The organism is Sphingobacterium sp. G1-14 (assembly GCF_002196555.1).
GTDB lineage: Bacteria > Bacteroidota > Bacteroidia > Sphingobacteriales > Sphingobacteriaceae > Sphingobacterium > Sphingobacterium siyangense.
Genome location: NZ_CP021381.1, coordinates 883,092 through 908,770, shown reverse-complemented (window position 1 = coordinate 908,770; position 25,679 = coordinate 883,092). Strand labels below are relative to the sequence as shown.

General features: G+C 37.7%; 25 protein-coding genes. 11 read left to right on the top strand and 14 right to left on the bottom strand.

Annotation, left to right across the window (positions count from 1 at the left end):
• Positions 1-4: 4 nt before the first annotated feature.
• Entirely contained in the window at positions 5-583 is a 579-nt protein-coding gene (locus tag CBM24_RS03920) for a Maf family protein (protein WP_088160274.1), read from the bottom strand.
• A 2-nt stretch (positions 584-585) separates the two neighbouring features.
• Positions 586-1,104, bottom strand: a complete 519-nt coding sequence (locus CBM24_RS03915) for a KdsC family phosphatase (RefSeq protein ID WP_088160273.1) — start codon at positions 1,102-1,104, stop codon at positions 586-588.
• An 875-nt stretch (positions 1,105-1,979) separates the two neighbouring features.
• On the opposite strand from CBM24_RS03915, the gene CBM24_RS03905 reads away from it, so the two are divergent.
• The 7 genes from CBM24_RS03905 to CBM24_RS03875 all read left to right on the top strand — a co-directional run bounded on the left by CBM24_RS03905 (position 1,980) and on the right by CBM24_RS03875 (position 11,232).
• Complete coding sequence (locus tag CBM24_RS03905) at positions 1,980-5,411, top strand: response regulator (RefSeq protein WP_088160271.1); 3,432 nt, start codon at positions 1,980-1,982, stop codon at positions 5,409-5,411.
• Positions 5,399-6,238, top strand: coding sequence for a CheR family methyltransferase (locus tag CBM24_RS03900; RefSeq protein WP_232475681.1), 840 nt, complete (start codon positions 5,399-5,401; stop codon positions 6,236-6,238). The genes CBM24_RS03905 and CBM24_RS03900 overlap by 13 nt, the downstream gene beginning before the upstream one ends.
• A 6-nt stretch (positions 6,239-6,244) precedes the next feature.
• Entirely contained in the window at positions 6,245-6,805 is a 561-nt protein-coding gene (locus CBM24_RS03895) for a chemotaxis protein CheB (RefSeq protein ID WP_198386032.1), read from the top strand.
• Positions 6,806-6,827: 22 nt separating this feature from the next.
• A complete protein-coding gene (locus CBM24_RS03890) occupies positions 6,828-8,429 on the top strand; it encodes a response regulator (RefSeq protein ID WP_088160269.1) in 1,602 nt (533 codons plus the stop codon).
• 176 nt (positions 8,430-8,605) lie between these two features.
• A complete protein-coding gene (locus tag CBM24_RS03885) occupies positions 8,606-9,139 on the top strand; it encodes a plastocyanin/azurin family copper-binding protein (RefSeq protein ID WP_075991088.1) in 534 nt (177 codons plus the stop codon).
• Positions 9,140-9,353: 214 nt separating this feature from the next.
• The gene (gene lpdA, locus CBM24_RS03880; RefSeq protein ID WP_075991087.1) at positions 9,354-10,760 is read left to right on the top strand and encodes a dihydrolipoyl dehydrogenase; all 1,407 of its coding nucleotides are present in this window, start codon (positions 9,354-9,356) and stop codon (positions 10,758-10,760) included.
• Positions 10,761-10,827: 67 nt separating this feature from the next.
• Positions 10,828-11,232, top strand: a complete 405-nt coding sequence (locus CBM24_RS03875) for an acyl-CoA thioesterase (RefSeq protein ID WP_088160268.1) — start codon at positions 10,828-10,830, stop codon at positions 11,230-11,232.
• A gap of 86 nt (positions 11,233-11,318) precedes the next feature.
• Here the strand turns inward: CBM24_RS03875 and CBM24_RS03870 are convergent, their stop codons facing one another.
• A complete protein-coding gene (locus CBM24_RS03870) occupies positions 11,319-11,618 on the bottom strand; it encodes a DUF3817 domain-containing protein (protein WP_046674086.1) in 300 nt (99 codons plus the stop codon).
• Positions 11,619-11,863: 245 nt separating this feature from the next.
• Here CBM24_RS03870 and lpdA (CBM24_RS03865) point away from each other — a divergent pair, with 245 nt between their 5' ends.
• Positions 11,864-13,252, top strand: coding sequence for a dihydrolipoyl dehydrogenase (gene lpdA, locus CBM24_RS03865; RefSeq protein WP_070560650.1), 1,389 nt, complete (start codon positions 11,864-11,866; stop codon positions 13,250-13,252).
• A gap of 80 nt (positions 13,253-13,332) precedes the next feature.
• Here the strand turns inward: lpdA (CBM24_RS03865) and CBM24_RS03860 are convergent, their stop codons facing one another.
• The 4 genes from CBM24_RS03860 to CBM24_RS03845 all read right to left on the bottom strand — a co-directional run bounded on the left by CBM24_RS03860 (position 13,333) and on the right by CBM24_RS03845 (position 16,233).
• Positions 13,333-14,337, bottom strand: coding sequence for a LacI family DNA-binding transcriptional regulator (locus CBM24_RS03860; protein WP_088163448.1), 1,005 nt, complete (start codon positions 14,335-14,337; stop codon positions 13,333-13,335).
• Positions 14,338-14,464: 127 nt separating this feature from the next.
• Positions 14,465-14,995 carry a hypothetical protein gene (locus CBM24_RS03855; RefSeq protein ID WP_075991085.1) on the bottom strand — a complete coding sequence of 177 codons (531 nt, stop codon included), beginning with the start codon at positions 14,993-14,995 and terminating at the stop codon, positions 14,465-14,467.
• A gap of 78 nt (positions 14,996-15,073) precedes the next feature.
• On the bottom strand, positions 15,074-15,553 hold the full coding sequence (locus tag CBM24_RS03850) for a hypothetical protein (RefSeq protein ID WP_088160267.1): 480 nt from the start codon (positions 15,551-15,553) through the stop codon (positions 15,074-15,076).
• Positions 15,554-15,582: 29 nt separating this feature from the next.
• Entirely contained in the window at positions 15,583-16,233 is a 651-nt protein-coding gene (locus CBM24_RS03845) for an ABC transporter ATP-binding protein (protein ID WP_183043889.1), read from the bottom strand.
• A gap of 172 nt (positions 16,234-16,405) precedes the next feature.
• Between CBM24_RS03845 and sucC the strand changes: the two genes are divergently transcribed.
• The 3 genes from sucC to CBM24_RS03830 all read left to right on the top strand — a co-directional run bounded on the left by sucC (position 16,406) and on the right by CBM24_RS03830 (position 20,134).
• The gene (gene sucC / locus CBM24_RS03840; protein ID WP_046674091.1) at positions 16,406-17,599 is read left to right on the top strand and encodes an ADP-forming succinate--CoA ligase subunit beta; all 1,194 of its coding nucleotides are present in this window, start codon (positions 16,406-16,408) and stop codon (positions 17,597-17,599) included.
• A 319-nt stretch (positions 17,600-17,918) separates the two neighbouring features.
• Positions 17,919-19,364: an asparagine--tRNA ligase gene (gene asnS, locus CBM24_RS03835; RefSeq protein ID WP_088160265.1), complete on the top strand. Its 1,446-nt coding sequence runs from the start codon at positions 17,919-17,921 to the stop codon at positions 19,362-19,364.
• 149 nt (positions 19,365-19,513) lie between these two features.
• Entirely contained in the window at positions 19,514-20,134 is a 621-nt protein-coding gene (locus CBM24_RS03830) for an L-threonylcarbamoyladenylate synthase (protein ID WP_075991081.1), read from the top strand.
• A 367-nt stretch (positions 20,135-20,501) separates the two neighbouring features.
• Here the strand turns inward: CBM24_RS03830 and CBM24_RS03825 are convergent, their stop codons facing one another.
• From CBM24_RS03825 to tilS, 7 genes are all read right to left on the bottom strand, one after another.
• The gene (locus CBM24_RS03825; RefSeq protein WP_088160264.1) at positions 20,502-20,936 is read right to left on the bottom strand and encodes an SRPBCC domain-containing protein; all 435 of its coding nucleotides are present in this window, start codon (positions 20,934-20,936) and stop codon (positions 20,502-20,504) included.
• Positions 20,937-21,191: 255 nt separating this feature from the next.
• Positions 21,192-21,755 (bottom strand): Crp/Fnr family transcriptional regulator, encoded by a 564-nt coding sequence (locus CBM24_RS03820; protein ID WP_088160263.1) that lies wholly within the window; start codon positions 21,753-21,755, stop codon positions 21,192-21,194.
• An 11-nt stretch (positions 21,756-21,766) separates the two neighbouring features.
• Positions 21,767-22,039 (bottom strand): DUF721 domain-containing protein, encoded by a 273-nt coding sequence (locus tag CBM24_RS03815; RefSeq protein ID WP_227550177.1) that lies wholly within the window; start codon positions 22,037-22,039, stop codon positions 21,767-21,769.
• Positions 22,040-22,085: 46 nt separating this feature from the next.
• Positions 22,086-23,189 (bottom strand): DNA replication/repair protein RecF, encoded by a 1,104-nt coding sequence (gene recF / locus CBM24_RS03810; RefSeq protein WP_088160262.1) that lies wholly within the window; start codon positions 23,187-23,189, stop codon positions 22,086-22,088.
• 33 nt (positions 23,190-23,222) lie between these two features.
• Positions 23,223-23,543 (bottom strand): DUF4834 family protein, encoded by a 321-nt coding sequence (locus tag CBM24_RS03805; RefSeq protein ID WP_088160261.1) that lies wholly within the window; start codon positions 23,541-23,543, stop codon positions 23,223-23,225.
• An 89-nt stretch (positions 23,544-23,632) separates the two neighbouring features.
• A complete protein-coding gene (locus CBM24_RS03800) occupies positions 23,633-24,127 on the bottom strand; it encodes a hypothetical protein (protein WP_088160260.1) in 495 nt (164 codons plus the stop codon).
• Between the two features lie 144 nt (positions 24,128-24,271).
• Positions 24,272-25,603 (bottom strand): tRNA lysidine(34) synthetase TilS, encoded by a 1,332-nt coding sequence (gene tilS, locus CBM24_RS03795; RefSeq protein WP_088160259.1) that lies wholly within the window; start codon positions 25,601-25,603, stop codon positions 24,272-24,274.
• Between the last annotated feature and the right edge of the window lie 76 nt (positions 25,604-25,679).

The window sequence follows — 25,679 nt, the reverse complement described above, 5'->3', positions numbered from 1 at the left end:
TTTTTTACATTAACTTTTTCAATTCTTGATAAAGCTTTGCCGTTGGCAATCCGACCACATTATTATATTCTCCCTCTATTTTTTTTACAGCGATTAAGCCGATCCATTCCTGTATTCCATAAGAGCCCGCTTTATCTAATGGTGAAAATTTAGTAACATAATGATCGATTTCATCCGCATCTAATTCGTAAAAATAAACAGTTGTCGTTTCGACGAAAGAGCTAATCTTACCCTCCCATGAGATCGCTACAGCAGTCAACACCAAATGTTTCTTACCAGACAAGTTTGTTAGCGTTGCTCTGGCTTCCTGTTCATCTTTGGGTTTACCTAAAATTTCGCCCTTATCCGATACGACAATAGTATCAGCACAGATAACCAAACAATCGTCTTTATCCCCAAATGCCTCCGCTTTACAAATAGCGATTTGGCGAACGACCTCTGCAGCGGATAAATTCGGATCCACGTATTCCTCCGTTTCCCGAACGTCGACTTCAAATGTCAGCCCAAGCCCTGCTAACAGCTGTTTTCTCCGTGGAGATTGAGACCCTAATATAATTGTTCTATTTTTTAGATTTTTCAACATCCTTATATACTTTTTACTGTTTCATCCTCATACCATTTGCCTTGTACTTTCATGACCTTTTCGATCAATTCACGCACAACTCCCTTTCCGCCACAAAAACCAGACACATAATGTGAAATTTTCTTGATCTCTTCTACTGCATCTGCCGGAGAAACAGCTACGCCAACAGACTTCATGCAGCTAAAATCAGGGATATCGTCACCGATGTACATCAGCTGATTTAATTCAAGCTTGTAATCATAAGCAAGTTCTTTCATTTTAGACAGTTTGTCACTAACTTTTGAATACACTTCTTTGATTCCCAAACCTTTCATCCGCTGCTCGACCCCCTTCGAACCTCCACCTGTGATAATAAAAATAGGATAGCCTTTCTTGATCGCCAACTGCATAGCATAGCCATCTTTTATATTAAATGTACGTAACTGATGCCCTTCTTCATTAACTTGTACAGTACCATCAGTCAATACACCATCTACATCCAATACAAATGCTCTTATCGATTTAAATTCGGTCAATACCATAAAAATTTATTTTTGTAAAAGTAAGGCATTTCGAGTAATAATTCGCGTAGCGATACTGATCTAATTGACAGGACTGTCAGATAATTATTCAGTTAAGCCAAAATATCATTTGTGTGTCACAACATAGTTGTATTAGCAACTTATTCTCAAAAATATTTGGATGCTACTGTATATTTACCGTATCTTTGTAGAAGATAATTAAAGGTTATCTCGCTATGAAACACTAACAGCAAGCAATCAGAAGAGTTATTTACTTGAAGCTTGCATAAGATTAAAAAAAACAATCATTTTTAGTTTTCATGGCACAACACGGCAACTAATTTAGTTTAGAAGCCCTTAAAGAGTCTTTTCATAATTTAGGTTTATAATTGGTTAGTAACGAACCCTGGTGCCCATCATCAGGGTTTTGTTTTTATAAGCATTTTTTCTTCTTCTATTTAATAGACTTGACCGAACCATCTCCCTACCAACATATAGCTAAAAACAATTTTCAATCAATTTTTAGACAGTGATCAGTCACTGCTTATTCAGTTTATACTGAGTGATCACTGAACAAGCACTGAACAATCACTGAACGAGCACTGAACAAACACTGTTAAAATGCCTAATTTGATCACTACTTGATCCCTACTTGCTGCAACTCAGAATTAAAAGACAAAAAATGGTATGAGCTACGCTTACGTAACAAAAAATCGCTATTGCGCGGTAATCGATTATTTTGGGATGCCCCATGACTGTTTATAGGTTTGCTTCTATGCTGACTTTTGATTATTTTAGGAATAGCAAGTTTTTTTGTTATTTTACATATATCTTTTTCCCCAGGTACCATCGAAACACAATACCTACAGAAAAGTAAACGATAAACTCATTCTAACATGAATCGAAAAAATTATAGAAAGCAAATTACCATAGGAGTGATAATTTCTTTTTCGCTTATCTTCCTTTCAGCCCTATATTTTTTCATATCGCTGCATCATAATTTAAATAACGAGCGAAGTATTGTTCGTGTTGCCGAAAATAGATTCAATATTATTAATGAAATCAAATCAAGTGTAGACGAAGTAAATGACATCAAACTTGATTACCTGAATAAGAAAGACGCTTCACTATTTATTCCTTATAAAATGGAATTTAAAAAAATGGACGAACTGTTGCGATCTTTAAGTTTGAAAGATGATTTCTATCATGTTCAGCCAAACAGCACTGAAAACATCCGCAAAGATATCGTTGCATTTTACGACTTTGAGCAGGATATCGATCACACAAAGGAAACTCAATCCATATCACATAATATTCACGAGCGAAAGGCCTCGATATTAAATCAGATCGATCTCATGTCGAGAGATCTATTAGACCAACGGGCAAGACTCTTAGAAAAATCTAGAAATGAACTGCAACTGGCCCAGTACATTACTTACCTTTTCATCGCCATTGGCTTAAGTGGGTTCTTCTATATTCTCGCTAAAATTTCCTCGATCTCTAGATTTCTGAGGTCTACAGTGAAAAGTCAACAAGAATCCAATAAAAGTCTCCAACTATTGCAAGAACAGACCAATGGTGATAACTGGATTTTGAATGCGATTAATGGCATTGACGAACAATTACGCGGTGACTATACAGACAAGAAAATTGCCGAAATAAGCCTACATGCTATTGCTTCCACGACAAAAGCATTAGGTGGGACGATTTACATTTTCGATGATAACTATCAGGAGTATCAGCTTTGCCACAAAATTGGTATTTCCTCCACACAGTATATCAAACGAACGTTTAAGGAAAACGATGGTATTTTGGGCGAAGTCGCAAACAATCATGAAGTCGTTAAAATAAAAGACGTCGACCACAAGCATCTTATCTTAGAAACCTCGTTATCCGATCGTTTAGAAGCCGAGATCTATATTGTACCCTTCTCTTATGAAAACCATTGTGTCGGTATCATGGAAATTTGTTGCCCCATTACCAATGAGAAAGACGAGCAACTACGATTTAACTTCCTGGATAAAGCAAAAGATAACATTGCCGTTATCATCAAAGTAGCCCAAACTCATGGGAAGCTTGCCGATCTTTATGAGGAACTTCAACAACAAACCGAGGAATTAGAGACGCAACAGGAAGAATTGAGAACAACAAATGAGGAGTTAATCCATAAGACCCATTTGTTGGAGGCTTCTGAGGAAGAGCTTAGAGTACAGCAGGAAGAACTTATCCAAACCAATAATGAGCTTGACGAGAAGGCCAAATTGCTCTTTGCCCAAAATGAAGATCTGGAAAAAGCCCGTCAGGCCATAGCCCAGAAAATAGAGGAAGTAGAGCTATCTAGCAAATATAAATCTGAATTTATGGCCAATATGAGCCATGAATTGCGGACACCACTTAATAGTATACTCATTCTTGCCAAATTACTTCAGGATAACAAAAAGAAAAACCTAAGTGAGGACCAAATAAAGTATGCTTCTGTTATTCACAGTGCCGGTTCAGATCTCCTACATTTAATTAACGAATTGTTGGATCTGGCAAAAATTGAATCGGGCAAAGTTGACGTCCAAAAGGAATGTATCAACACAAACTACCTTGTCAATTATATTAAAGATTTTTTCAGTGATACCGCAGCTTCGAAAAATATTCACTTCTTGCTCGATGTCGACGTAAATGCGCCGCAGGAATTCATTGGTGATGAACATCGTATACAACAAGTCCTCAAGAATTTATTATCGAATGCGTTCAAGTTTACAGGTGAAAAAGGCGAAGTTTCTTTAGCGATAGAAGCTGAAGCAGAAAATCTTCTTTTTACGGTTAAAGATAGCGGTATTGGCATTGCTCCTGAAAAACAAGAGCTAATCTTTGATGCTTTTAAACAGGAAGATGGCTCAACGAGTCGTAAATATGGTGGAACTGGTTTAGGCTTATCGATATGCCGCGAAATTGCTAGCTTATTAAAAGGGAAAATAAACTTATCCAGTAAGGTTGGTGAAGGTAGTATCTTTACCTTCAGTATCCCGCTAGAACAGGAGATTCAAATTTCAGTCCCGAAAGTAACATCGATCGAAAAAGAAAGTAATCCGCCGCCACAAATTCCAAAGGAAAATCCTATAGTCGAAAAAACGAAGTCGATCAACAACGATGGAAAACACAATAAACTGCTGATTATTGAGGATGATTTTATTTTTGCAGATATTCTAAAAGACTACGCCGAACAAAATGGCTACGATGTATACATCAGCTATGATGGGCAAGATGGTTTACAAAAGGCACAGAATTTACGACCTGCCGCAATTATCTTAGATATCATGTTGCCTAAAATGGATGGTTGGGAAGTTCTTCGTAACCTCAAAAAAATTGACAGCACCAAGGAGATCCCCGTGCACATGATGTCGGCAGGAACATTTTTACATGATGAACCTATTTCTGCCGGAGCCATCGGATTTATGGCTAAACCTGTGTCAGAAGAATCTTTGGCTGAAACATTCTTAAAAATAAAAGCATCGACTAGTCATCCATTGAAAAAAATTCTGCTGGTGGAAGATCAGGAAATCCAAAGCGATTTTATCAAACAATCTTTAGAAGAACAGCATATTCAGATATTTCAGGCCTTCAATGCAAAACAAGCCCTCGATCTATTAGATCAAGAGAAATTGTTTGACTGCATCATTATGGACCTGAATCTCCCTGACAAATCAGGCATTGAACTCCTGAATGAAATCAAATCGAACAATCAATTTAAGGATTTACCCATTATCATCAATACGGCAATGGAACTCACTACAGAGCAGACTTCCGAAATTTTGCATCATAGCCAGGCGATGGTCCTTAAATCGGCTAAATCAAATAATCGCCTGATTGATGAAGTTAATTTATTCCTAAATAAAATTCGCAGTGATAAGCACGAATACACGATGTTCAATCACTCAGGAGCCTCTGTAATTGCGGAAAACAATTTAGCTTCCAAAACAGTATTACTCGCAGATGACGATATGCGGAATATTTTCGCCCTGAGCACTGCATTTGAAAGCTATGATATGAACATTGAAATTGCCAACAATGGTCAGGAAGCTTTAGATATTCTTGAACGGAATAAACAGATTGACCTTGTTTTAATGGATATCATGATGCCCGTTATGGATGGTTATGAGGCTATTGAAAAAATAAGGGCAAACAAGAAATTTGCAAACCTTCCTATTATTGCTGTGACAGCGAAAGCAATGAAAGGGGATAGAGAAAAAACAATTGCTGTTGGAGCAAACGATTATATTAGTAAACCGGTTGATGTTGACAAATTAATATCTCTGATGCGCGTATGGCTGAGTTAACCGATAAAATAGTAGCAATGATAAGTTTTGAAGAGTTGGAAGAAGTTATTGATATAGTCAAAAATCTCCACGGCTATGATGTGTCCGGCTATACAAGAGCTTCCTTAAAAAGACGTGTGACTAGAATAATGGAACTTAACAAGCTCAATCTACAGGAGCTAAAGTCCAATTTGATTAATCAGCCCGGATTCAGCACCTATTTCCTACAGGAAATTACAGTCAATGTAACTGAAATGTTTAGGGATCCTGATTTTTATAAAGCTGTAAAAACGGATGTATTTCCCTATCTCGCTACTTATCCACATATAAAACTCTGGAGCGCAGGCTGTTCTACTGGCGAAGAAGTTTATTCGCTGGCCATATTGTTAGAAGAAGCAAATCTTTACCAACGTGCATTTATTTATGGTACCGACATTAACGGCAAAGTGTTAGAAAAGGCAAAACGCGGTATCTATTCGCTCGCGAAAGTTAAAGAATACTCGGAAAATTTTATTAAAACAGAACCAAAAAACTCACTGTCGGATTATTATACAGCGATGTACAACGCAGCTACCATTAATAATAGTCTGAAAAAAAATGTCCTTTTTTCCATGCATAGCTTGGTGTCCGATGGCGTTTTTAATGAATTTCAACTGATTACCTGCCGTAATGTATTGATCTATTTTGATACTGAACTGCAAAATAAAGTCCTGGATTTATTCTATCATTCACTATGCCATCTGGGCTTCTTATGTTTGGGAGCGAAAGAATCTTTAATCAACTATAAAGACGCTGCTAAATTTAAGGTCGTAAACAAAAAACAGAATATTTACCAAAAAATTGGTTAGTAGGTGATGGAAAGGAAAATTCTTTTGTTAGCGGGGTCTGCCGGTGGGTTTAGTGTCATTCTAAATATATTAAAGTCATTGGAACGACCAATCCGCATACCCGTTATTGTCATTGTACACAGAAACCCTAAATATGCTTCTAGTATTGAGGACACGCTTTCCAAAGCGCTTGTTCAAAAAATAAAAACTGCAGATGATAAGGAACCGATAGAAGATGGGACTATTTATTTTGCCCCTGCTGGCTATCATCTTTTAGTTGAACCAGACTATAGCTTTTCTTTGGATATCTCGGAACCTGTTCAATACTCAAGACCATCAATTGATGTAACTTTCGAATCTGTAGCCGAAATATATAAAGAAAATTGTACCGCTATCTTATTCTCTGGAGCGAATCAGGATGGTGCACAGGGATTATTAATGATAAAACGATACGGCGGGACGACTTTTGTACAAGACCCTACGACGGCTGAAGTTCCCATCATGCCCGAAGCAGCTATTCAACTCGATGCACAGGAACGCATTTTGAGCATTCAAGAAATAAAAGATTACATCAAGCAATTGACTTAAAATTGTATTTAGATTTGCTATAATGAAGAAGATAAATATATTGATTGTCGATGATAAAATTGAAAATATTATCAGTCTTACAGCACTGCTGGAGGATATCGAAAATATAAATATAGTGACGAGCACGGATCCCAACGAGGCTTTAAAAATCTGTTGGAAAGAGGATATTGACTTAGCGCTCGTTGACGTACAGATGCCAGAAATCAATGGTTTTGAATTTGTTTCCTTCCTAAAGAAGAATCCGAAAACAAACCATATTATCCCCATTATGGTAACAGCGATTTCAAAAGAAGACAAATACCTCATTCAGGGACTTAATAGCGGAGCTGTGGATTATCTATATAAACCACTGAACCCGGAAGCGACCATCGCAAAAGTAAAATCTTTTGTTCAGCAATTACTGATACAGCAGGAAATTAAAGAGAAAAACATTGCCTTAGAAGAATCAAAACAGGCCATTCTCAAAGCTAAAGAAGAGGCCGATCTTGCTCGGAAATCCAAGGAAACCTTTTTAGCCAATATGAGCCATGAGATTCGTACGCCTATTAATGGTATTATGGGTATTACACAGATGTTAAAAAACTCCCAGCTCACTTTAGAGCAAGAAAACTGGATCAATAAACTGGACTCTGCCTCTCAAAATCTGTTGACTATTATCAACGACATATTGGATCTTTCAAAAGTCGACTCAGGTATGATGAAACTTAACATGGAGTCGACATCAGTGCACGATATTACAGATGATCTAAACAACCTCTTTATTGATAAAGCCAACTACAAAGGGTTGGATTTTTCAATTGATGTAGACGATCGGATCACAAGTTATTTTCTGACAGATCCACTACGGTTGAAACAAATATTGACCAACTTTATCTCCAATAGTTTCAAATTCACCTCGGAAGGTTCTGTTGTATTAAAAATTCAGCTTCTAACAGAGGATAACCATAGCATCTGTTTACGGTTTCAGGTTATAGACACAGGAATCGGCATTGTAGAAGACGCCCTGGAAAAAATATTTATTGCGTTTGAACAGGGAGAAGATAGTATCACCAAAAAATTTGGCGGTACAGGATTAGGTCTTGCGATTGTAAAGCGTATTGCTGCACTGCTCAACGGTCGGGTTTTTGCATCGAGTGAATATGGTAAGGGAAGCATATTTTCCTTTGAATGTACCTTTGATAAAATCAAAGACAAACCCGTAGAAAAAGAAACGCAGATACTCTATACGGAATTGCCCAAGTTCAACTTTCCGATGATCCTGATTGCTGAAGACAATGAATTAAACAGTTTTATGCTGGCAAATATCCTGAAGAGCTGGAATTGCGAAATCACTTTGGCAACCAATGGCCTCATTGCATTAGAGGAAATCAATAAGAAAAAAATTGATTTGGTGTTTATGGATGCCCATATGCCGCTCATGAGTGGTTTTGAAGCGATCAAGGAAATACGTCGAAACACGAATCCGACAATCGCAAACATGCCGATTATTTCTATTTCAGCCTCTGTGCTCCAAGCCGAACAACAGGAAGCGCTCGATGCCGGAGCCAATGAAGTTGTCGGAAAGCCATTCGATCCTATCAAATTATATAAAACAATTGATACTTTATTGTCAAAATTGAAATGATAGTTTCAATTTATCAATGAAATCATTAATTTTAGAACATAATCAAGATGTTTTGATGTTATTTCTCATGAACGTGTATCCAGAAAGGAATTACGTTCGTCATAACTTCATCACTAAACCGCTAAAGGCTGCGGAAATGCCTACAATAAATAAAAGATAAACAAACAATCATTCAAATGAAAAAACTTTTTATGATACCAGCAGTTGCAGTTGCTTTATCAATTGCATCTTGTGGTGGAAACAGTGACAAGTCTGAAAAATCAACTAGTACAGAAGCGACAACTTCAACAGAAAGCCAAGCAACAGAAACAGTGCCTGGAATTGAAAACGTGGCTATTTCCAACAGCTTATCTTTAGAAGGTAACGATCAAATGAAATATAATAAGGATCTATTCCGTGTAAAAGCGGGTGAGCCAGTAGAATTATCTTTCAAAAATGCAGGTACTATGCCAAAAGAGTCCATGGGACATAACGTAGTTATCCTAAAACCAGGTGTTGACCTTCCAACTTTTGGTGCTGAGGCTGCTGCAGCTGCGGCAGACGAATATATTCCAAAATCAGCTTTATCTTCAATTGTTTCCCACACAAAATTATTGGGACCTGGGGAAACTGATAAAATCACTTTTACACTTGAAAAAGGAGTTTATACGTTTATTTGTAGCTTCCCTGGTCACTATGGTGTCATGCAAGGAAAAATTGTTGCAGAATAACGAATAAGTAAAAAAGGATATTCAAAATATGAATATCCTTTTTTCAATTTTATCCCCCCACTAGCACCGATTCATTGTTCCCCGAGGTGCATAATTTCCATTCTTTTATCAAAAAAATGTAAAGTAAGGATCTTTGGTCACAAATCGTAAGTTTTGATTTCCTATCCCATTAATAATCATTAAATTTGTGGTACAAAAAAATAAAACGTAATCAATGCAATACGACGTAATTGTAATCGGAAGTGGTCCAGGCGGATATGTAGGAGCTATCCGTTGTGCCCAATTAGGATTAAAAACAGCTGTTATTGAAAAATATAGCACATTTGGTGGTACTTGTCTTAACGTTGGATGTATTCCTTCAAAAGCGCTTTTAGATTCTTCGGAGCATTACCACAATGCTGCGCACAATTTTGATGCATTTGGCATCAGCTTGAAAGATCTGAAAGTAGACATGGCAAAGATGATTGCTCGTAAAGACGATGTCATTGCCCAAAATACTGCAGGTATTACCTTCTTATTTAAGAAGAATAAAATTGACAGTTTTCAGGGTGTGGGTTCATTTGTGGACAAAAACACCATCAAAATAACGAAAGCAGATGGTTCTACAGAACAGATCACTGGTAAAAATGTAATTATCGCAACGGGATCGAAACCGACTTCATTGCCTTTCCTACCTGTTGATAAAAAAAGAATCATTACCTCAACCGAAGCACTTAACCTAAAAGAGATTCCAAAACACCTTATTGTCATTGGTGGTGGTGTTATAGGTTTGGAACTAGGTTCTGTTTATGCTCGTTTGGGTTCAAAAGTTTCTGTTGTTGAATTTGCAAAATCTATCATCGGTACAATGGATGGTGGCTTAGGAAAAGAACTACAACGTGTTTTGAAAAAATCATTGGGCATGGAGTTCTATTTAGGTCATAAAGTGACTGGAGCTTCCGCGAAAGGTAAAGTTGTAAAAGTAACTGCTGAAGATCCGAAAGGACAAGAAGTCACTTTAGAAGGCGACTATTGTATCGTAGCCGTTGGTCGTACCGCATATTCTGAAGGTTTAGGATTAGAAAATATCGGCATCACAGTAGAAGAAAGAGGCAAGAAAATCCCTGTTAATGCCCATCTGGAAACAGCTGTACAAGGTGTATTTGCAATTGGTGATGTGATCACTGGAGCAATGTTGGCACACAAAGCTGAGGACGAAGGTGTATATGTTGCAGAATATATTGCAGGTCAAAAACCACATATTGATTATAATTTGATTCCAGGTGTTGTTTATACTTGGCCTGAAGTTGCTTCTGTTGGAAAGACTGAAGAGCAACTTAAAGAGGCAGGTGTAAAATACAAAGCTGGATCATTCTCTTTCAAAGCTTCTGGTCGTGCAAAAGCATCTGGTGACACGGATGGTTTTGTAAAAGTACTGGCAGACGCGACAACTGACGAAGTATTAGGTGTACATATGATTGGTCCTCGTGCAGCAGATATGATTGGTGAGGCAACCGTAGCCATGGAATACCGTGCATCTGCAGAGGATATCGCACGTATTTGCCATGCACACCCAACCTATACTGAAGCAATCAAAGAGGCGGCGCTAGCAGCTACAGCAAATAGAGCAATACACGCTTAGGCGAGAAATATCGAATACTCAAGGGGAAAAGGAAACTTTTCCCCTTTGTCATAAATACCTACATACGATGAATTTTTATACAAGAAAATGGGTCAAACCCGAAGACCTAAATCCCAATGGAACATTATTTGGAGGAACACTACTGCGATGGATTGATGAAGAAGCAGTCATCTATGCCATCGTTCAATTAGGAAATCCCAAAGTGGTTACGAAATTTATTTCAGAAATAAACTTTGTAAGCTCAGCCAAGCAAGGCGATATTCTCGAACTGGGTATTGAAGCGATCAATTTTGGAACAACATCTTTAACGATGCGCTGCGAGGTACGCAATAAAATATCCAGGAAAACAATTCTATCGATCGATAAATTGGTCTTTGTAAACTTGGATGACGATGGTAATCCAGCTCCTCATGGAAAAGATAGCATTACCTATGCGTATATGGGGATTGAGAAGACAGGTAGAGATGATTAAACATCTCCCCTGTCTTTATTAATTTGGTATCTCCCCCCTACCCTAACCCTTTGCAAAAATTTATGCATTTGTATTTTTTAAACAAACTATGATTTCTGTCTCTTTCCTTCAATTTCTTTTTTAAGATCCAATTCCACCCAAAAGCCAAAAATAGGGATCAAAGAAGCCAAGAAATATTTCACCGCCTTTAATATAGGCCACTTGTATTCTACAGTTGACATGATTAACATAACGACGAAGATAACGACAAAGAAGCCATGAATGGAACCGGCTATTTTGACTGCTTCGGGGATTCCCGCGAAATATTTCAACGGCATGGCAATAAAAAACAAGCAAATGGTGGAGATTGCTTCCCACAGGGCGATCTGTCTGAATATTCTTAACATAATGATAAACTGTGTATTGTGAACTTCAAAAATAAGACTCTAAAAACGCTTTAACTATTATTTTTCCCCCTTTGACCAGGATGTGACATTCAGCTAGAAACAGCGACAGTGTTTTATCAGAAACCGCCAATTTTACAATAAATAGTTCATATTCATCAGAAAAAATGCGTACTTTTGAATGAATATATGCTTCACAGATTTTGTCATTTGAAGCTATAACACTCAACTACAGAATATTTATTTATATGAATTACGACATCATTGTAATCGGTAGTGGTCCAGGCGGGTATGTTGCTGCCATTAGAGCCGCTCAGTTAGGGTTCAAAACAGCGATTATTGAACGCGAATCATTAGGCGGAATCTGTCTAAACTGGGGCTGTATCCCTACAAAAGCATTATTGAAAAGTGCTCAGGTATTTGAATATTTAAACCATGCCGCTGATTACGGCATCAATGTTCAAGGTGGTGAGGCTGATTTTGACGCTATTGTCAAAAGAAGTCGCGGGGTTGCTGAAGGAATGAGTAAAGGTATTCAGTTCTTGATGAAAAAGAATAAAATTGATGTCATCAATGGAACTGCAAAAATTAAAAAAGGTGGTAAAATCGATGTGAAAGGAGCAGACGGTTCTACTAAAGAATATTCGGCAAAACATACCATCCTAGCGACTGGTGCACGTTCACGTGAATTGCCTAATTTACCTCAAGATGGTAAAAAAATCATCGGCTACCGTCAAGCAATGACACTTCCTAAACAACCAAAATCTTTAGTTGTTGTTGGCTCAGGTGCTATCGGTGTTGAGTTTGCTTATTTCTATAATGCAATCGGAACAAAAGTAACTATCGTAGAATTTATGGATAGAATCGTTCCTGTTGAAGATGAAGAAATTTCAAAACAATTAGAGAAAAGCTTAAAGAAACAAGGTATCACCATCTTAACGAAATCTGAAGTTCAATCCGTTGACACAACAGGTGAATTGAGCAAAGTTTCTATCAAAACAGAAAAAGGTATTGAAGTTATCGAAGCAGAGATTGTATTATCGGCTGTTGGTATCGCTCCAAATATCGAAAATATCGGCTTGGAAGAGGTTGGTGTAAAAACTGATCGCGGCCGTGTTGTTGTAGATGATTTCTACAAAACAAACATCGAAGGTGTATATGCGATCGGTGACATTGTTAAAGGCCAAGCCTTGGCTCACGTTGCCTCAGCAGAAGGGATCACTTGTGTTGAAAAAATCAAAGGTCTACATGTTGAACCTATCGACTACAATAATATCCCCGGCTGTACATATTGTTCCCCAGAAATTGCTTCTGTAGGTTATACCGAAAAAGCGGCGAAAGAAGCTGGCTATGAAATTAAAGTTGGTAAATTCCCATTCTCAGCTTCTGGAAAAGCTTCCGCTGCTGGTGCGAAAGATGGCTTTGTTAAAGTTATCTTTGATGCTAAATATGGTGAGTTCCTAGGCGCACACCTTATCGGAGCCAATGTTACAGAAATGATTGCAGAAGTTGTTGTTGCCCGCAAACTGGAAACAACAGGTCATGAAATGATTAAAACAATCCATCCTCACCCAACAATGAGTGAAGCGATTATGGAAGCTTGTGCTGATGCTTACGGTGAAGTGATCCACTTGTAGTATTAAAACAAAAAAACTAAAAAGGGGAAAATCTAACGATTTTCCCCTTTTTAGTTTTATGATCGAATGGTTAATAGCGATTACATAACCAATCGCGACTTAAAGACGATCTGTTGATCGACAATTTCGGTGTTGTCAATGCGTTCAAATAAAATTTCAGCTGCTTTACGCGCTTGCATTCCCGGAAATTGCTCTATGCGTCCCATTGGCGGGTTTTCCATATATTGCCATAACGGATAGTTGGCATAACTAATAAAGAAAATATCTTGATTTAAGACAAGCCCCTTTTGTCTGGCCGCTTTCATCAAATCAAGTGTAACAAAGTCATTAAAAGATATAATTGCAGAAGGTCGCTCAGACATCGCAAATATACTATCCATCGCCTTTTCATTTCCTTCCGTACTCAGGTCTGTTTCGATGATATTCTTTTCTAGAATATCCATACCATTCCTTTTCATGGCGGATAGATAAGCTACTTTTCGATCTTCACTAGCCGGCAAGGTTTTCGGCCCATTTACAAGGGCAATAATTTTATGTCCACGCGCTACGAAAGCATCCACAGCTTCGTTCATACCCGTAGAAAGATCGCTTTGTACTTTATTGATATTGGGTAAACTAGGCACACAGTCAAAGAAGACAATCGGGATACCAGACGCTTCCAATTTCTCAATGAATTCTAAATTGGTCGTCTTTTTACCTATAGACATCAAAATCCCATCGACACGATGGTTTTTAAATGTTTTTAAGATCTGCTCTTCACGCTCGGGGTCATCCAGTGATTGTCCCATAAGCACAGTATATCGATGTTCTGATGCAACATTTTCAATTTCACTAATGGCGAAAGAAAAAAACGGTTCAGACAAACTCGGTAAGATAACAGCAATCGTAAATGTTTTACGTTGCTTGAAGAATATAGCCGTTTGATTGGGTTCATAATTCAATTCTTCGGCCATTTTTTTTACGCGCATTGTTGTCACCAATCCAATACTAGGATGATCATTCAATGCTCTAGAAACTGTCGAAGGACTGATTTTCAGCTTCTTGGCAATTTCTTTAATCGTGGCAGGCTTGTTCACTTTATTCATAAATCCAAGGGCTTTATATAAAAATAGGGCTTTTATATCCCTAATCATAATTTTTTCTCAACAATATCGACAACGACTTTAATAACAATTATTGTTGGTAGATTCAACAAAGATACTGACTGTAAACTTAGTCTACAAATTGAATTGCGGTCGTGTCCACCGTAAACTCATTGGCGAGGAACTCCAATGGATCAATTCCCCTAAAAACAAGTTCATCCTTAAAGTAAACTTTTACAGCATCCCCATATTCACCCCAATCCACAAATTTGACTTTATTGAGTTGTTCTAGCGGATTTCCTTTCGTCAAAATACAAACATGTTTATCTGCGGCTTTTAACTGCCTAAACAGCGTAGTAATATGATCAAACAAATGTAACCGTAGTGGCAAAATTGCATTGACATGAAGCCGCTCAAAATTCTCCTTATATTTTTGATCAAATCCAAAAGTTTGCTGCGCATGTTCGAACAATAAATTCTCACCTTGATGCTCGAGGTGATTTTTCATAAATTGAACCAAATCTGCTTGAGCCGGAACAGTCTCTGTAAATTCTATAAAATTAGCAAAAAGATAATATACTTGAAGTAAGTAATCCTTTTTAGGAAAAACAACATCATCTAATTCAAAAACATATACCTTTTTTTCTTCTGGGAACATCATGATATGTAAAAGCTTAAAATTTAAGGGCTGTGTCAACAGGGTTAAAACCTTAATGACACTAACCACAAAAATAAGATTCTATTTGGATACACAGATTAATGCTAAATCCTCCCCGGAATCCGAAGCAACAAACAATCCATCCAGTGATCTTTCGAAAGTCGCTGAGTCCAATAAATCGTTGCCCTTTGACAGAAGTCTATAAGGCAAATCAGCTGGCGGATTTTCCATAACAGGAATAGTTTCAAGCAGATCTTTATCGGGGACAAGAACTGAAATCTGATATTCCTCAAATAAAACTTTGGCTGCAGCCAATGGTTCCAGCTCAAAACCACCTAAAGGCAGCACATAATCAACCTGTTGGTCTAAACTTAATTTGAGTATCTCATGTGCAAAAGTAGGAAGAAGACCTTTTGGAATTTTGACATATTTTCCTGACGCTAAAAGCAATTCGGGAATGTCTTCTGAACTTGCATATACTATTTCGAAATCAGCCCCAAGTCTTTTAGTGATACGCATCGCCAAAGGTCTGGTCCCGAAAGTTATGAGTATTTTCTTCATTAAAAATATAGTTATAATCCGGATTACTGTTACACGACTAACCCATCGCGCATATGTATCGTTCGGTCCGAAATTCGGGCAAGTTCCTCATTATGGGTAACGATAATAAATGTCTGCTGAAATTTATGTCTAAGATCAAAAAACAACTGATGCAAAGCTGCTGCATTCTCTGAGTCAAGATTACCCGAAGGTTCATCTGCCAAAATAATGGAAGGATCATTAATCAGAGCACGAGCCACAGAAACACGTTGTTGTTCTCCGCCAGACATTTCAGCAGGCTTGTGATCAATACGATGAGAAACCCCTAATAGTTCAAGCAATTCTCTTGCTTTAGCTTCCGCTTCGGACCTCCCCTTTCCTTGAATAAAAGCTGGAATACACACGTTTTCCAAGGCTGTAAATTCAGGCAGCAAATGGTGAAATTGAAAAACAAAACCAATATGTTCATTTCGGAAAGCACTGAGCTTTTTAGCATTCAATTTTTGAACATCAACACCATTGATGCAAACCGTTCCCTGATCAGGTTTATCCAAGGTACCAATGATGTGCAACAGTGTACTTTTACCAGCTCCTGAAGCACCAACAATACTGACGATTTCCCCTTTTTCAACAGCGATATCAACACCTTTCAAAATTGGTAATGACCCATAAGCTTTGTGAATTCCTTTGGCATGTAACATCATAGGACAAAGATAAATAAATTTACGATACCACGAGTTTGAATAAATAAGCTGTTATTTCTCTATTCCAGCCATTTTATTTTGTCTAAATGTCAAAAAATAGATAAAAGAGCAACTTATCCCTTGTCTTATCCCCCAAAAAATTATATTTTTACGCCAAATATTTTTGCAAATGAACATTCACGAATATCAAGGAAAGCAAATACTAAAGAGCTTTGGTGTGCGCGTACAGGAAGGTATCGTAGCAGATACTCCAGAGCAAGCTGTGGAAGCGGCCAAAAAAATGAAAGAAGACTACAATTCTGATTGGGTTGTTGTTAAAGCTCAAATTCACGCTGGTGGCCGTGGTAAAGGTGGTGGTGTCAAGTTAGCTAAGAACTTAGATGAAGTCAAACAAAGAGCAACTGACATCATTGGCATGCAATTGGTAACGCCTCAAACTGGACCTGAAGGTAAAAAAGTAAACAAAGTTTTGGTAGCTCAAGACGTTTATTATCCTGGCGAGAGCGAAACAAAAGAATTCTACATGTCTGTATTATTAGACCGTGCTAAGGGACGTAACATCGTTATGTACTCTACAGAAGGTGGTATGGATATCGAAGAAGTTGCAGAAAAAACACCACACTTGATTTTCAAAGAAGAAATCGATCCAAAAGTAGGCTTACAAGGATTCCAAGCACGTAAAATTGCTTTTAATCTTGGTCTTTCTGGTGCTGCACACAAAGAAATGGTGAAATTTGTTGCCGCTCTTTACAAAGCATACGATTCTACAGACTCTTCTATGTTTGAGATCAATCCGGTATTAAAAACTTCAGACGACAAGATCTTAGCAGTTGATGCGAAAGTAAATCTTGATGAGAACGCTTTGTACCGTCACCCAGATTACGCTGCTATGCGTGACGTAACTGAGGAAGATCCAACGGAAGTTGAAGCTGGTGAATCAAACCTAAACTACGTTAAATTAGATGGTAACGTAGGTTGTATGGTAAATGGTGCTGGTTTAGCAATGGCTACAATGGATATCATCAAATTAGCTGGTGGTGAACCTGCAAATTTCTTGGACGTAGGTGGTACTGCAAATGCTGAAACTGTAAAAGCTGGTTTCAATATCATTTTAAAAGACCCTAACGTAAAAGCGATCTTAATTAATATCTTCGGTGGTATTGTTCGTTGTGACCGTGTTGCTCAAGGTGTAATTGATGCTTACAGCGAAATCGGTAACATCCCTGTTCCAATCATCGTTCGCCTTCAAGGTACGAATGCTGAAGAAGCGAAAAAATTAATTGATGAGTCCGGTTTACAAGTTTATTCTGCAATCTTATTGAAAGAAGCTGCTGAATTGGTAACGAAAGTATTGAAAGGTTAATTCCTTTAATCATCATAACAAAAAACGCGGACTAGTTATAGTCCGCGTTTTTTGTTTCTACTCTTCCTATCGTTCGCCACACAGACAAAAAGTTCTCTTAGCAAACCTATATTCCGTAGCAAAACGAGCTGTGTGCCATTTCCCAATCTTGGAGTTTTCACCTGTCTTTATTTCAACATATATTTTCCTTGTGCAGGTTAACGAACCATCTTTAAGTGAATTAAATCAACATTTATAACCAATAAACCAACAGAATAGCTTATTTTTGTATTGCTTTTTTAACAAAGCATCTTTTACAAGTCAATCTCCAAAAATTAAGATGGAACACACAAGAATAAAGGAACTATTGAATGCCACAGAATTTGGCAAAGAGGTCGTTGTTAAAGGTTGGGTAAGAACTTTCCGCAACAATCAGTTTATAGCAATCAATGACGGTTCGTCAATCAATAATATTCAAGCAGTTGTCGATTTTGAAAATACACCTGAAGATATCTTAAAACGTATCACCACTGGAGCAGCAGTTCGCGTAAAAGGTCAATTGATAGAATCATTGGGTAAAGGGCAAAAAGTTGAGGTAAAAGCTACTGAAGTAAGTATTATTGGCGACTCTGACCCCGAAAAATATCCATTACAGCCCAAAAAGCATAGCTTAGAATTTTTACGTGAAATTGCGCATTTGCGTTTCCGTACCGGAACATTCAATGCGGTATTCAAAGTGCGTAATGCTTTAGCATTTGCGGTACACAAGTTTTTTCAGGAAAACGACTTTGTCTACATGCATACACCAATCATCACAGGTTCGGATGCGGAAGGTGCTGGAGAAATGTTTCAGGTTACAACCCTGGATTTAAAAAACCCGCCACGCAAAGAAAATGGAGATATCGATTTCAAAGAAGACTTCTTTGGAAAACCGACGAACCTTACTGTATCGGGCCAATTGGAAGGTGAGCTTGGTGCCATGGCATTTGGAAACATCTATACGTTCGGTCCGACATTTAGAGCGGAAAACTCAAATACAACACGTCACTTAGCCGAATTTTGGATGATCGAACCTGAAATGGCTTTCTATGAATTAGAGGACAATATGGACTTGGCCGAAGCTTTGCTGAAATATGTGATTAAATATGCTTTGGAAACCTGTCCAGAAGAAATTGAGTTCTTAACCAATCGTTTGTTGGAAGAAGAGAAATCTAAGCCTGCTGCAGAACGTTCAGAATTAAATCTTGTTGAGAAATTAAACTTCGTATTAACAAACGATTTTGAACGCGTTACCTATACCGATGCCGTTGAAATATTAAAGCGTAGCAAACCAAACCAAAAGAAACAATTCAAATATTTAATTGATGATTGGGGTGCTGATTTACAATCGGAACACGAACGCTACTTGGTTGAAAAACACTTCAAGAAACCTGTGATCTTAACAGACTATCCGCGCGAAATCAAGTCCTTCTATATGAAGCAAAATGAGCCGGATGCGCAAGGAAGAAACACCGTACGTGCCATGGATATTCTTTTCCCAGGTATTGGTGAAATGGTCGGTGGTTCGCAGCGTGAAGAAAATCTTGATCGCTTACTCGATCGCATGGCTGAAGTTGGTATTCCTGCTGAAGAAATGGAGTGGTTCTTGGATACACGTCGTTTTGGATCGGTACCACATTCAGGATTTGGCGTAGGTTTTGAACGCCTCGTTTTATTCACGACGGGAATGACCAATATCCGCGACGTCATTCCATTCCCACGTACGCCGAAAAACGCAGAATTTTAATATAAAGAACAACAGCCAAAACAAAATATTTTGGCTGTTGTTCTTTTAGATATAGCGTATCTGAATTCAGATAGTAACCATTGTCCCATTGACATCCTACAACAGGGACTAAGATTAAACCTAATTCAGTTACTTAACAAAAATAGAAAATGCTAATTAAGATATATAACGACAATCCTAACCCCAAGGCAATAGAACAGGCGGTTGATATTCTACGTCGTGGGGGTGTAATCATCTACCCTACCGATACCGTATATGGTATCGGCTGTGATATCACGCAACAAAAAGCCATAGAACGAGTATGTGAAATTAGAGGGCTAAAACCAGAAAAGGCCAATCTATCATTTATATGCTATGATTTAACAGATATTTCGCAATACACAAAATCCTTCGATACCTCCGTATTCCGTGTATTAAAAAAAGCCTTACCTGGACCTTTTACCTTTATTTTTAACGCAACAACTAAAGTCCCTAAGCTCCTAAGTTCCAAAAAGAAGACTGTGGGTATCCGTGTTCCAGACAATAATATTGTTCGTGAAATTGTCAAACAATTAGGCAACCCTATTGTGACAGCCTCCATTCACGATGAAGATGAAATTATTGAATATTCTACTGATCCCGAATTAATTCATGAAAAATACGAAGATCTAGTTGATGCTGTTATCGATGGCGGTTATGGCGATAATGTTGCATCTACCGTGGTCGATGTTACCGAAGGAACTTTTGATGTTATTCGTGAAGGAAAAGGTGATTTGGAGCAATTCCTATAAAAAACAACTTTCAATAGAAACTCCCCTTATTAACCTATTTGCAAAATTCCCGCCAGCAGCATTGTTGGTAATTTGTGCATAAACTATTCCAACCAACATACTTATCAACAAAACAAGCTACTTATTAACACAAGAAATGTTAATAAGTAGCCTGCCGACCTATATGCATTAACATAAAATGTGCATAAGTACTCCTTTATCAACACTTAATTGTTAATAACGCAAACCAAAAGGATTCAAAAAAGTGACGAAATGTGTAAAACTAGGGGGTTATACACATAAAAATGTGCATAAGATAACATTCATCGACAAATTTGTTAAATATCGTGTTTATAAATAAACTATACTAACAGATCCCTGTGGAAAGTTAAGAACGATACGCTACCCGTCTTTTTATCGCTATATTGAAAAGTTCAAATCCGCGCTTTGTTTCTATCAGTAGTTTTCCCAGAAAAGGAACCAACAATCCAGAAAAAAATTCGCCTTGGACAAATCTAACTTGTGAAGCTCCCACTTGTTCTAACCTAAAATAATGCTCGCCATCAAAAATACCTGGAAAGAATAAATCTCCTTTCCAGCGCAGCTCGCTATTCTGTTCAATAGACAGGAATTTTGGATTCATTTTGATCTTGAATCCGTTTGGTTGTTCTAAAAGGACTTTGCAGCGTTTTCCGACTACCGGTTGCTTTTCAAACTGTTTGATTGTTGGGCTCCATTGGGAATAAGCCTTAAATTCACTTAATACCTGCCAAACCTCTTCTGCTATTGCATCAATGAGAATACTCGTTTCAATCTTTTTCATTTTGTACTTTTTATCGCTGAAACGACAAAATAGCTCAAGCTTCTTCACCTGTGTTCAAATAACGATAAAGCGTATGTGATGCTATTCTAGTTTCGTCTTAATTTCAATTATTACAGCTGCAAACAAACTATTCCAAGCTTATTATGAACCGTATAAATACATAAAATTTTGGTTACGTGTTCGATTAAGCAAGCTGTTCGTTAACAGCTACAGGACAAAACTAGAAAAAGACAGGCAGCTCGCTCTTGACTTTTATCAAGAACTTATTTTTGTTCGAATACGACTCAAGGTTTCTGGGCTCATACCCAACACGGAGGCGATATATTGAAGGGGAACTTGTTGGAATAATAATTTATGTTGTTCAAAGTATTGGACATACCTTTCTTCCGCTGTTAGACAAATAAAATCCGAGATTCGCTGCTCCATGGTACAAAAGCATTTTGCCAAAAAAGCCTTCTCAAATTTATTCCATTCCACAATTTCGGATTCCATTCGCTGGTAATCGGACTTTGACAAACGGTATACCGTACAATCGCTAATGCATTGGAAATTCCATATGGAAGCCCTGTCAAACATGAAAGAAGCAAGATCTGTCACAAAATGATTCCTTGTACCTATCCATTGCGTAAACTCTCCTTTTTTTGACCAAGCATATTGACGGATTAATCCGGATTCTATCACAAACAGATTGGAAGAGTAATCGCCCGCCTTGATCAGATATTCACCTCGTTTTAATTCAATACGCTCGAAGTTTGAGAAAAGTTTTAAGGCACTAGCCTCAGAAATAGGAAAAAAATCTCGAAAGAGTTGATCTAACATGAAAGGAGGTTTTATAAAATCACGACTTCTTCAATAATGACGTGACCTACATATTCATTTACCCTTCCTAGAATTTGTCTTCGCATAAGCGCCAATTCATTCTTAATCACAGCAGACTCCACACGTACGAACAGTTTTTTATCACGAACATATAGCTGCTGTGTGCGATTAGCGATAGCTTTACCAATCAATTGAGGCCAAACAGATGCGATCGAAGTTTCATCAAATTTTCTTCGTAGTTTATAAGCCTCAAGAAGACGCTCAACCCCCTCCTTGATTGTCATATCGTCGCTTGATCGAATGAATTCCAGGCTTTTTTTAGTTTGCTTCTTATACATTGACTTGTCCTCCTTCAATATCAAATATACGAACAGGTCGGCTGATTTCGTCAAAGATTCGCTGAATTCTCACGGAATCCGTATCTGTCAGGAAAATCTGTCCAAAATCATCTTCTGAAACCATTTGCATCAATTTATGTGTACGGCGATCATCAAGTTTATCAAAGATGTCATCCAAAAGAAGTAGGGGCTTAAAACCCTTTTTCTGCTGGAGATAAGAATATTGTGCAAGCTTCAGGGCAATTAGAAAAGATTTTTGTTGGCCCTGAGAACCAAACTTCTTTAAAGGCATTCCACCGTGAATGGTAAAGATCAGATCATCTTTATGTATTCCTTGCGTTGTGCGTTCCAGCATACGGTCACGTTCCAAATTCTTCTCCAAAATATTTAGAAAAGAATCTGTCATTAAAGGCGATTCATATTGTAATTGAACAGACTCTGCATCCTCGGTGAGGAACTGATAGTGTCGGTCAAACTCCGGCTGAAACTCCTCCATAAAAGACCTTCTTTTTTGAAAAATAATATTTCCAACTTCTTCAAGTTGAAAATTGAGAATTTCGATTAGGCCAAGATCCAATACACTGGTTTGACGTGCTTGTTTAAGGAGACTGTTACGTTGGGCTAAAAACTTATTATAAATAATCAGGGTATCTAAATATTTATTATCTGTTTGGGAAATCACATTATCCACAAACTTTCTACGCTCTTCACTCCCATCTGTAACGATGATGCTATCGTTTGGGGATACCATGACCAAAGGAAATAAGCCGATATGATCAGCCAGTCGCGGGTAATCCTTCTTATTTTTTTTAAATTGTTTTTTCTGATTTTTTTTTAGGCTACAAGAAATGAAATCACTAATGGATTCTTTATCAAATTCACCCTGTACCATAAACCAATCATTTCCTGATTTGATATGCTGCGAATCAATTGGATTGAAATAACTTTTACAGAGTGATAAATAGTGAATCGCATCCAAAAGATTGGTTTTACCAACACCATTATTCCCTGTAAACGCATTTACCTCGGGGAGAAATTCCAAAGATGATTCCGAGTAATTCTTGAAATTTAGAACAGAAAGTTGCTTCAGCCACATAGCACAAAGATACGCTATTTGGATTGCTAAAAATTATTTTATTTCCTCAAAATCCACAAACTCACCAGCAGTTTCAGTCCCTTTGCGTTCAGGGCTTTCTTTCGGTGGAATGTAATCGACATGTACCTTACCTTCGGGCTGAGACCTTTTACTTTCCTGTTGCCCTTGACCATTAAATTCATAATAAAAGGTACCACCTGATCCTTGGCTACCGTATGCTCCACCCTGCTGCTGCGCTTTTTTCATCAACTTTTCAGCTGCTTTACGCATTGCAAATGGTAAAAATAATCTAAATAAGAATCTTACTACAAAGTAAACAGCGAATGTAATAAGTATAAATTTTAAAAATGCCATAGTTAATTCGTTGCTATTTTATCAAATTTAACCAATAACTCGATAAACTGTTGTCTTTAAAATGTCAGATAAGAATTTATTAACAAATTTTAAGACTTTCCTAATCGCGCTTTTGTTTCCATAATAATTCGATAGAGCTCTTCCTGGCGCTGTGTACCCAACACGTAGGTAAGACCATCTTTATCTGTTAAAAAAACAGCATTTTTGCCTCCAGCGAAGAATTTAATCTTTCCTTTAGTGTGCAGATTATAAACAGGATTATTGAAAAAGAATGTATTGTAAGGTGCCTTTTCTATTTTTGTAATGGAGGCAAGATCGATTTTAACGACTCGAGTAGACCATAGTCCACTAATAAGTATATGGTCTTGAAATACTTCCGTACGAAATAATACCATATACATCATGACAATAGATGTGATGATAATCCCTACTCCTACAATAAAGAACAATTGGCTCGATATCAAATGGTCTAAATTCAAATAAAATGCCGTAAAACAAAAAAGTACGAGCACTAAACGCACGCTGATCCAAACACGGTCACGACCTAGATATTGATTTTCCGAATAGAGTACACCTTCTTTCATTTACTTAAGATTTAGCTATTAATTTGGAGACTTCGCACCATTGTCTCTTACTATTTGAACTCCTCATTAGTATCATTTTTGCTTCTATGGATTTTGTATCATTCAGGATCCTTCCATGATTTTTAGCAGCAACAATTTTTCTTGCTAATCAGTTCTGCAAACTAAAGTAAGGACTTTTTTTGTATTGGCGGTAATTTTATAACGATTGTCCATGCGATAATTGGCTACCCAAAGGATATCTCCATTTCCATTCACCACGATCGGGATATTTTCCTTTTCAAATAAGCTGATCTTCTTATTGATAAAAAAATCACTCAACTTCTTGCGCCCTTCCATACCTAAAGGATAGAAGCTATCGCCAACTTTCCATGATCGAATCGTGAGCGGGAAAACTAATACATCATAATCCAGCTTTGCAACCTCACTCGCTTTGACAATAGCTAGATCCGCAGAAACATTGGCATGAAAACAATAGTGTTTCCACTCCACAGTTGAAGTTTCGGAAGTGATTAAAGCCTCATCGGGTGAAATAAATTCCTTTTCACGAATAAAAAGTTCATTTCTATCCAGGAGCATATGGTAGGCATCGGATTGAAAAATACGTCCAGACTCTCTTGACCAAGCTTGTTGAAGATCACTTAGTACCGGCTTTGAGAAATTAAAAGCCGAAAACAACTCATAGAGCAAAGGCAGATTATCTATATAGGGTTCCAGATCTTCCTTCCGAACTCCCCATCCTTCGTCAATAGGGTAAAACAGCTTTCTCCGAATGGGCTCCACAAATTGCTGCAACAGCTGGTAAGATTCCTTAAAATGATTGATATTCTGCTCGAAGACCATCTCAAAATCTGGCTGAAGTTTTTTAAAATGTGGGATGATATCAATCCTTATTTTATTACGTGCATATTTTGTTGAAAAGTTGGATTGATCGTCTCGATAAGCAATCCCATACATATTCACGAAATGTTCAATTTCGCTAGCCTTCAGAAAAAGTAGTGGTCGGATGATGCGCTCTCTGATAGGGAAAATACCCTGGAGGCCTTGGAGACCGGTTCCACGTGAAAGGTTCAGGAGTACCGTTTCGATATGATCGTTCAGATGCTGAGCTACTGCAATTCGGTCGAACTGCAGCTCATGTCGCAATTTCTCAAACCAAGCATAACGAAGTTCCCGTGCCGCCATTTGAATCGAAATCTGATGGTCCTTTGCGTAAGCTTGTGTATCAAAGTGCTTCACGTATATTGGCACATTATTTTCCGCTGCAAATTTTCTGACTAGAGCTTCATCCCCTTCAGATTCCGCCCCCCTTAATTGAAAATTGCAATGTGCAATAGCAATTGTATACCCTGCTTTTGCAAATAAATGTGCCATTAACATCGAGTCCTTCCCCCCACTCACCGTAAGCAATATTTTATCATGAGGCATCAACAAATGCTCCTTTTCAATATAGCCCATTAGTCTTTCCAGCACATTCATATAACAAAGTTACGGTATATTTTGTCCGAATGATAAATTCAAGTCTTAAAATTTGTGAAATCCAGTGAAGTAGCAA

What these genes read in the sequence shown, in the direction of transcription:
- sucC (WP_046674091.1), top strand. Translation starts at nt 16,406, where the DNA reads ATGAACATTCACGAATATCAAGGAAAGCAAATACTAAAGAGCTTTGGT.
- CBM24_RS03890 (WP_088160269.1), top strand. Translation starts at nt 6,828, where the DNA reads ATGAAGAAGATAAATATATTGATTGTCGATGATAAAATTGAAAATATT.
- CBM24_RS03855 (WP_075991085.1), bottom strand. Translation starts at nt 14,995, where the DNA reads ATGATGTTCCCAGAAGAAAAAAAGGTATATGTTTTTGAATTAGATGAT.
- CBM24_RS03875 (WP_088160268.1), top strand. Translation starts at nt 10,828, where the DNA reads ATGAATTTTTATACAAGAAAATGGGTCAAACCCGAAGACCTAAATCCC.
- CBM24_RS03860 (WP_088163448.1), bottom strand. Translation starts at nt 14,337, where the DNA reads ATGAATAAAGTGAACAAGCCTGCCACGATTAAAGAAATTGCCAAGAAG.
- CBM24_RS03905 (WP_088160271.1), top strand. Translation starts at nt 1,980, where the DNA reads ATGAATCGAAAAAATTATAGAAAGCAAATTACCATAGGAGTGATAATT.
- lpdA (WP_070560650.1), top strand. Translation starts at nt 11,864, where the DNA reads ATGAATTACGACATCATTGTAATCGGTAGTGGTCCAGGCGGGTATGTT.
- lpdA (WP_075991087.1), top strand. Translation starts at nt 9,354, where the DNA reads ATGCAATACGACGTAATTGTAATCGGAAGTGGTCCAGGCGGATATGTA.
- CBM24_RS03805 (WP_088160261.1), bottom strand. Translation starts at nt 23,543, where the DNA reads ATGGCATTTTTAAAATTTATACTTATTACATTCGCTGTTTACTTTGTA.
- CBM24_RS03815 (WP_227550177.1), bottom strand. Translation starts at nt 22,039, where the DNA reads ATGACAATCAAGGAGGGGGTTGAGCGTCTTCTTGAGGCTTATAAACTA.
- CBM24_RS03800 (WP_088160260.1), bottom strand. Translation starts at nt 24,127, where the DNA reads ATGAAAGAAGGTGTACTCTATTCGGAAAATCAATATCTAGGTCGTGAC.
- CBM24_RS03870 (WP_046674086.1), bottom strand. Translation starts at nt 11,618, where the DNA reads ATGTTAAGAATATTCAGACAGATCGCCCTGTGGGAAGCAATCTCCACC.
- CBM24_RS03830 (WP_075991081.1), top strand. Translation starts at nt 19,514, where the DNA reads ATGCTAATTAAGATATATAACGACAATCCTAACCCCAAGGCAATAGAA.
- CBM24_RS03820 (WP_088160263.1), bottom strand. Translation starts at nt 21,755, where the DNA reads ATGTTAGATCAACTCTTTCGAGATTTTTTTCCTATTTCTGAGGCTAGT.
- recF (WP_088160262.1), bottom strand. Translation starts at nt 23,189, where the DNA reads ATGTGGCTGAAGCAACTTTCTGTTCTAAATTTCAAGAATTACTCGGAA.
- CBM24_RS03885 (WP_075991088.1), top strand. Translation starts at nt 8,606, where the DNA reads ATGAAAAAACTTTTTATGATACCAGCAGTTGCAGTTGCTTTATCAATT.
- tilS (WP_088160259.1), bottom strand. Translation starts at nt 25,603, where the DNA reads ATGAATGTGCTGGAAAGACTAATGGGCTATATTGAAAAGGAGCATTTG.
- CBM24_RS03900 (WP_232475681.1), top strand. Translation starts at nt 5,399, where the DNA reads ATGGCTGAGTTAACCGATAAAATAGTAGCAATGATAAGTTTTGAAGAG.
- CBM24_RS03920 (WP_088160274.1), bottom strand. Translation starts at nt 583, where the DNA reads ATGTTGAAAAATCTAAAAAATAGAACAATTATATTAGGGTCTCAATCT.
- CBM24_RS03915 (WP_088160273.1), bottom strand. Translation starts at nt 1,104, where the DNA reads ATGGTATTGACCGAATTTAAATCGATAAGAGCATTTGTATTGGATGTA.
- CBM24_RS03825 (WP_088160264.1), bottom strand. Translation starts at nt 20,936, where the DNA reads ATGAAAAAGATTGAAACGAGTATTCTCATTGATGCAATAGCAGAAGAG.
- CBM24_RS03895 (WP_198386032.1), top strand. Translation starts at nt 6,245, where the DNA reads ATGGAAAGGAAAATTCTTTTGTTAGCGGGGTCTGCCGGTGGGTTTAGT.
- CBM24_RS03845 (WP_183043889.1), bottom strand. Translation starts at nt 16,233, where the DNA reads ATGTTACATGCCAAAGGAATTCACAAAGCTTATGGGTCATTACCAATT.
- CBM24_RS03850 (WP_088160267.1), bottom strand. Translation starts at nt 15,553, where the DNA reads ATGAAGAAAATACTCATAACTTTCGGGACCAGACCTTTGGCGATGCGT.
- asnS (WP_088160265.1), top strand. Translation starts at nt 17,919, where the DNA reads ATGGAACACACAAGAATAAAGGAACTATTGAATGCCACAGAATTTGGC.